The 6,621-nt window shown below is 69.0% G+C and carries 7 protein-coding genes; 4 read left to right on the top strand and 3 right to left on the bottom strand.

The features are described 5' to 3' along the window. From NYF13_RS35635 to NYF13_RS35625, 3 genes are all read left to right on the top strand, one after another. Positions 1 to 1,025 (top strand): NEW3 domain-containing protein (locus NYF13_RS35635; RefSeq protein ID WP_315662525.1); only part of this gene is annotated, 1,025 nt, incomplete at its 5' end. 1,281 nt (positions 1,026 to 2,306) lie between these two features. Next, positions 2,307 to 2,477 (top strand): hypothetical protein, encoded by a 171-nt coding sequence (locus tag NYF13_RS35630; RefSeq protein WP_315659489.1) that lies wholly within the window; start codon positions 2,307 to 2,309, stop codon positions 2,475 to 2,477. Between the two features lie 697 nt (positions 2,478 to 3,174). Then, positions 3,175 to 3,732, top strand: a complete 558-nt coding sequence (locus tag NYF13_RS35625; protein WP_315659491.1) for a hypothetical protein — start codon at positions 3,175 to 3,177, stop codon at positions 3,730 to 3,732. Positions 3,733 to 3,797: 65 nt separating this feature from the next. Here NYF13_RS35625 and NYF13_RS35620 read toward each other — a convergent pair whose 3' ends face one another. The 3 genes from NYF13_RS35620 to NYF13_RS35610 all read right to left on the bottom strand — a co-directional run bounded on the left by NYF13_RS35620 (position 3,798) and on the right by NYF13_RS35610 (position 6,328). After that, positions 3,798 to 4,403: a hypothetical protein gene (locus NYF13_RS35620; RefSeq protein ID WP_315659493.1), complete on the bottom strand. Its 606-nt coding sequence runs from the start codon at positions 4,401 to 4,403 to the stop codon at positions 3,798 to 3,800. A gap of 85 nt (positions 4,404 to 4,488) precedes the next feature. Beyond that, the gene (locus NYF13_RS35615; protein WP_315659495.1) at positions 4,489 to 5,646 is read right to left on the bottom strand and encodes a hypothetical protein; all 1,158 of its coding nucleotides are present in this window, start codon (positions 5,644 to 5,646) and stop codon (positions 4,489 to 4,491) included. Beyond that, on the bottom strand, positions 5,639 to 6,328 hold the full coding sequence (locus NYF13_RS35610; protein WP_315659496.1) for a DUF4365 domain-containing protein: 690 nt from the start codon (positions 6,326 to 6,328) through the stop codon (positions 5,639 to 5,641). Before NYF13_RS35610 ends, NYF13_RS35615 begins: the two co-directional genes overlap by 8 nt. Here NYF13_RS35610 and NYF13_RS36885 point away from each other — a divergent pair. Further along, positions 6,255 to 6,539 (top strand): NucA/NucB deoxyribonuclease domain-containing protein, encoded by a 285-nt coding sequence (locus NYF13_RS36885; RefSeq protein WP_396287861.1) that lies wholly within the window; start codon positions 6,255 to 6,257, stop codon positions 6,537 to 6,539. The genes NYF13_RS35610 and NYF13_RS36885 overlap by 74 nt on opposite strands. Positions 6,540 to 6,621: the final 82 nt, after the last annotated feature.

Here is a 6,621-nt window from a genome sequence, read left to right as displayed (position 1 = left end):
GCGTGCGCTTCGCGCTGACCGCGCGGGACGCGTCCTACTGGAGCAGCGAAGCGCAGGCGTGGGAACTCGGCGCGGGCCGGTACACCGTCCGGGTCGGCGACTCCTCGCGGAACCTGCCGCTGTCCGGTGAGTTCCGGGTGGACCGGACCTCGGGTCCGCGGTCCACCAAGGTGACCGCCCCCGCCATCACCCCCGGTGGCACGACGTTCGCGGTCACCACCGGGTTCACCAACGGCGCCACCGAGCCGGTGCGCGACGCCGTCACCGCGCTGTCGCTGCCGAAGGGCTGGACCGCGGCCCCGCGGACGCCGGCCGCGTTCCGCACCGTCCGATCGGGACAGACGGTGTCCACGACCTGGTCGGTCACCGCGGCGCCCACCGCGGCCCCCGGCCCGGCCGGCCTCACCGCGACCACGCGGTACGCGGGCGGTTCGACCGGACCCGGCTCGACGGCCGTGCAAGTGTCCTATCCGGACCTGGCCGCGGCGTACACCGACGTCGGCGTGACCGACGACGCGAACCCGGCCCCGGGCGACTTCGACGGCGCGGGTTTCAGCTTCTCCGCCCAGGCCCTCGCTTCGGCCGGGATCAGTCCGGGTAGGACAGTGGTGTCCGGTTCGGCGGAGTTCACCTGGCCGGACGTCCCGGCGGGCCGGGCCGACACCGTCACCGCCGCCGGGCAGAGCATCGCCCTCTCCGGCTCGGGCCCGGCGCTGTCGTTCCTCGCGGCCGGCACCCACGGCACCCAGCGCGGCCCGGTCACCGTCACCTACACCGACGGCACCACGTCCACCTCGAACCTCACCGTCGCGGACTGGTATTCCGACCGGGCGGTCGAGGGCTGCGTCCTGGTGGCCACCGCGCCCTACTGGAACCGGCCGCCGGGGAGCACCTACCCCCACGACCAGGAGGTGAGCCTGTACTCGGCTTCGATCCCGTTGACCGCGGGGAAGCCGGTCGCCTTCGTGACCCTGCCCGTGAACCGGCAGCTGCACGTGTTCGCGACGGCGTTCAGCGGAGCCTGAGCGCGGGCCTTCGGCCGCCGGTTGTCTGCTTTGTCGGGTAACTGGGCGCTTGGGGGCATCCGCGACCAATGGCCGTGGCAGCGGCGGGGTGGGACAGTTTTAATCCACGGGAGTGCCGTCCGAGGGCTCCGTTTGTGGGCCTCACACCAGGGGGGGCCAGACACCCCCCGCACGAGGGGGGGGGGGCAAAAATGGGTCACCCGCGACATGAACTTGTGTCGACCAACTCCAGCTGGCCCCATTAGTCCGGGGGGAGGTGAGGGGGGGACGGGGCGGGGGCTTTTATTTATGGGTCGTCGATTTTTCCGCGGAGGCGCGGGGGCGGAGGGGGGGGAGCGGCGGTGGAGGGTCACGTGTAGGTATTAAAGTGAATGGACACTAATTGGGTGGGGGGGATTCAAAACTGTTAACTGATGGACGATATCAATGAAGAGGGATAACTAGCCTCGATGCGAGTCTTGCCCGCGTAAATCCTGCTCGGGCACACCGCTATCCGCGGCGCCCCGGCCCATGCTGAGGCGCTGGCAAGGCCACACATTGATGGTTCCCGGCTGCTGGTCACTCTGTGTCCCGCACTCCGCGAGGTCGCCGTGCCCTGTATTGCCCGGCTCGCCGAGCTGTGGGAGAACGAGCGCTGCCGGCAGGTCGGTACCGGCCGCCGTCTCGACGGCGCCAGCAAGGGCCTGCCCGAGCGGGCGGTGGAGCCGATGGTGACCGGGATGGTGTGGACGCCAGTGGTTGTAGCGCGTGCAGGCAACGGGAACGGAGGCACCGGCGGGCACGGACCCGGCCGTGACCAGGCGGATTTCGGGGTCGCGGACGAGGTGGTGCCCGCGGAGGTGTCGTTCACGCCTCCGCCGGGTCGTCGAGGACCGGACGCGGAACGAGCGTCATGCCCCGGTCGTGCCGCCGGTCCGGTCAGCCGCGACGACAAGGCACGGACAGTCGAGCGCTTCTGCTCATCAGAGGCGTGATCAAGCGTCGGGAGACCGGAGCCGGGCCCTGATCGCGGTGGTGATGCAGACGATGATGCGTGTGCCCGCGGGAACCCGCGCCGGCAACAGCCCCGGGCTGGTTTGGTCCCTCTCGTGCGTGCCCTCATGACGTCGGATGCCGTCATTCCTAGCACCATCCCGCCAGACCCCCGTCCGGCATGTCGACACGGAAACGACCGGACTGGGAGCGGTCTCAGGGAGTCGGAATGTCCATCGATCCCCGCTGGCCGCGTCGATGATCTTCGGTGTCACTGCGGATGACCTGCATGTGTGGTCTGCGGATCCGATGCTCAACCGGGTCGGTGAGCACCTCGGGCAGGTCTCGTTGGACCGCGTCACCGACATCACCGCAGTACCGGGGCGTAGCTGGCAGCAGGTCACCATCGCCCTGGCCGGTGGGGAGACCATCGAGTTCGAGGGGCGCGGAGCGGTCCACGCGCTGGTGTCGGCCTACTAAGAACGCCGAACGGGAGGCACCCAGAACGGTGCCCAGGCCGAGGAGATCTAAACCGCTGGCACCGGCGGGGCGGACGCTGACGATGCCGAGGGTTGACGAGGAGGTCAGCGCCGGCCGGTGTGCTGGTGGGCCACCGCGGGTGGGCCGGTATTTCGATAACACCCGGGACTCCCGACGCTGAGTCAAACGCAAGGCAGGAGCTCACCGCTGGACCGCGGCATCATGCGGGCGATGAGGTCGGCGGCTGCCCCGGGGGTGCCTTCCTTCGGGTGTTCGAAACGGTGTCGAGGGTGAGGCGGTCGTCGTGGCTGAAGAAGTTCCTCAGGTCGGATCCGGTGGCGCCGACTCCAGTGACGGGAAAAGACGGGAGCGGCTAAAGTCGTGGAGGTTGCCGCCGCCGGTCACGGCGGCGAAGTGGCGTCCGGCACGCAGTAGCTCATCCGGCATGGTCGATTGCCGTTGTCGAACTTCCCGTCCCGGGCTGTGCCGTCCTCGGGCACCCGATAGGCAGTTGGCCACTCATCGACGTACGGCAGCTACCGTCGGCCGACGACCGCGCCAGGGCCGTCCAGTAACCACCGTTCCTTGCCGGACTGACCTTTACCCCATCGCCCCGGCGCCCCGCGCCCGTAGTCGAATATTCCCGATCCGGTGGCTACGGGTGCGGAGCGAGTTGCGCACCGTGAACAATTATCGAGTGCCCGACCTGGACCCCGGCCCGGACAACGACGTACCGGCCGCGCTGACCCGACTCGCCGCGTCACTGCCCGCCCTCGACCCCGCAGCGACCACACCGGTCGTCCTGGCCCTGTGGGAGGGCACCGGGCTGGCCCACGCGTGCGGGGCCATCGCCGCAGCCGCCGACGAGACCCAGGACCGGTGGAGCCGCCGGAGCCGCAACGCCGAAGCGGTCGAGCACTTGCTCGCCCGGCATCTGACCCACACCACCGCCGCGGCCGGCCAGAACCTGCGACTGGACATTCTTCCGGCGCCGGCAGCCCGTCCCGGGCCAGGCGACGCCGACGCGGCGGTGACAGCCGTCCTCGCCTTCGCCGGCACTGCCGGACCGGCCGCGCAGGCCGCGGCCGCCGCCGCCACCGTCTGGGACGACCGGCGCAGCCTCTCCGCCTGGATCACCCTCACCACCGAACTCGCCGCCTGCTGGCGCGGAGAACGCCCCTTCTACCGGCTACGCCCCGACACTCCTGCCCCACCGTGGTGGGCCGCCACCCCGCCCGGCCCAGCGCCACCCTGACCGAGGCCGCCACGCCCGGGTCAGCCTGGTGCGACGCCGCCCGCAACCAGGCCCGGCCACGGTCGCTAGGACGCGGCCGCGTCTCGCTCCCACTGGTCGCGGCTCCACTCGACGTACTCCACCTGCACACCGTCGGCGAGCCGGGCGGTGAGGTTGCGGCCGGTGGGCACCTCTCGCGGGCCGCGTACGAGTTCGGCGCCGGCCGCGGCCAGCCACGCCTGGCACTGGTCAAGGTCGTCGACGATCAGCGTGGCTTGGGTCGCGCGGTACGGACCCAGTGCCGCCTGCGTACCGGCCAGCACCAGCAGCCGGCCGACCGTGGCCAGTTCTAGTCCCCCGGGAAGCGCGAAGCGAGTACTGACCGGGGCACCGGTGCCCTGGGAGAGCACCGGCAACACCTCGTCGAGGTCGGCCACGTAGATCCGGGCGTAGGTTCGCAGAACGCGCATACCGGTGGCAACCAACGCGCCGCACCGTTCGTTCCCGAAACGAAGCGCGAACAGGACGCCCGAGTGGACCTGGACCTCGGCGATGCCGCCGTTCTCGTCGTGTCCGCGGCTAGGACGCAGGGGGGGCACGGCCACGCGATCTCCGACCAGGTAGGCGGCGTCGAAGGTCTTCAGTCGGATGACGGACGCGATGCCGCGCTGGGACGAGCGGAGACGGGCCACCCTGGCTACCCGCAACAAGCTCGTCTCCTGGTGGAATTGCGCGTCTGAGAGACCGTTCTCGTACACTCGATCAGGGCTGGGAACCCTATTCCGGGATCGACGTCGGGGTCAGAGCGTCGAGTGGCTGGAACCGCGCCGGGTTGTCGACGATACCCGGACGGCCCGACGGCCGGCGGATGATGCCCTCGACGAGCACGGCCCGGCCTGCGTTATGCCATTCCCAGGCCTCGCGATAGGTCTCGACCGGCAGCCGTACCCTGATCTCGGCCTGCCGTCCCCTGCGGATCGTTGACACTGCCACCTCGCCGAACGGATCGTCCTGGTTTTCATGCCGGAACTCGACGATGGTCCCGGAGAACACCTCGACCGACGATGCACGCTGCTGACGCAGCCGTTCGGCAACCCGCCGCACCAGGTCCCCGGCTTCCGCACCGATCGACACCTGACGAGGCATCGTGTTCGGGGCCGGGGCCAGCGGCGCCCAGTCCACCGTCGTCTCGAACTCTCCAATGGACTTCTCGTCCAAGACGTTGGCCAATCCGCTGCAGAACTCGCGGCTGACTCCCCGGTACACCAACTCGTGCAGGCCCTCGGTGGACGGGGAGCGCTCGGGCGCCACCACGAGGTCGTGCACTGCCTGCATCGACTGGGCGAAGGTCCGCACCACACGACGAGCGAAGGGCTCAGCCGCGGCCTCGTACCGGGCAGGGCCGTCCTGGCTGTCGAACAGCATCGGCCGGTCAGGATCCGGTGGTTCCGGCTCGGGAATCGGTATCAGCACCGGGATGACGAACGATCCCCGCTCGGTGTGCCCCATGAACGCCTGCTGGATCACCTCGTCACCGATTTTCGAATAGCTGCCGCCGATCTGGGCTCGCTCCCAGCGCGCTGTCGTCGCAGTCGCGCGCAGCATCATCCGCGCCGAGCCGATCAGCTTTGTCGCCGCAACGAGCGGAATTTTGTCGACAATGTGGCTATCGTTCACCGCGCGCAGATGCGTGACATCGAAGCGGACGTAACGCACAGCGTCTGCGATCTGCTTGAAACCACGGTTTTCGGCCTCGGCCAGTCGACGCAAGACTGACCGGATCAGCAAGTCGTCCGGCTCGTTCGGCACCCCGATGCGTGAACGCCCCTTCACCCATAGCGTTCCCCCGGGGCCGGGCTGATTCGCCAGCCAGCCGCTGCTCTTCAGGTACCAGACGATGTCTGCGGGCGCGGGGAGAACGGCGCTGTCAGACATCTGCCCCGCCTCCTCTCGAACCATCAAAGCTGGCCTCCACGTCCGCTGCCCACACCCTAAGCGTGTCAGCCGTGAACCGCTGGGTCTTCGGGACGACGATGTTCTGCTCCTCCTCAATTGCGTCGACCCGTACCCAGAAAGCAGCAGCTCTGTGCAAGGTGGCGGTGTCCTGATGATGCAGCCAAGACGCCGGCTCGTCCGGGTCGACGATGACCAGGACGAAGTAGACCGGCACGCCGGAGCGTTTCCACCGCCGACGCCACGTACCGTCGACAGGCCAGGTCGCGGTCGTGCCACCCTTGATCCGGAACTGCCCGGTGCACTTGACCTGCACCCGTGCTGGCGCGAACTCGAACTCGACACTCCCGTCGACTGCCAGGACATCTTCGTCCGGGCTGGTCTCGTCGAACCCGACGCCGGCTTGGCTGCACACAGCCCGCACGTACGCGACGCCGAACCGCGATTTGGCGCGATTAGCGCCAAGAGTCGCGCCCTCGGTGCTCAAGTCATTCCCTCCGCCCACAGCTGCCATCCTCACGCGCTGCTGATCGATTGGGTAGCCGCCTTTGGCATGAACCAGATACCGGACTCGACCATTCGGCAGCCCGCTGACCAGGCTCGCCGACCAGGCCGCCATCGACAACAACCGCGCGATCAGCTGCGGCAGCGCCACACCGCCCACCGGCCAGTCCTGCGACGAGTACCCGCTGGCGTCGTCCTACCAGGGAGGCAACGGCGCCGCCGCCAACGACCGCTACACCCGTGTGGTCCCGCTCAGCGCCAACAACAGCCAAGGCGGCCTGACCTCGGCCTACGACGACTACTATCGGGTGCTCGACACCGACCTGTTCTTCGTCCAGGCCGTGCTCGCCGACGGTTCCACGGCCTGGTGACAACGCAGCGCCTAGGAGCTTCGTGAGCGATCACGATCTCGATCACGACGAGGTGGTATTGACCGTCCACGCCCAGGACGGC

It is taken from the genome of Amycolatopsis sp. PS_44_ISF1 (assembly GCF_032335455.1).
Lineage (GTDB): Bacteria > Actinomycetota > Actinomycetes > Mycobacteriales > Pseudonocardiaceae > Amycolatopsis.
The sequence above is the reverse complement of the archived record's forward strand: the minus strand, read 5'-3'. Positions and strand labels throughout refer to the sequence as shown.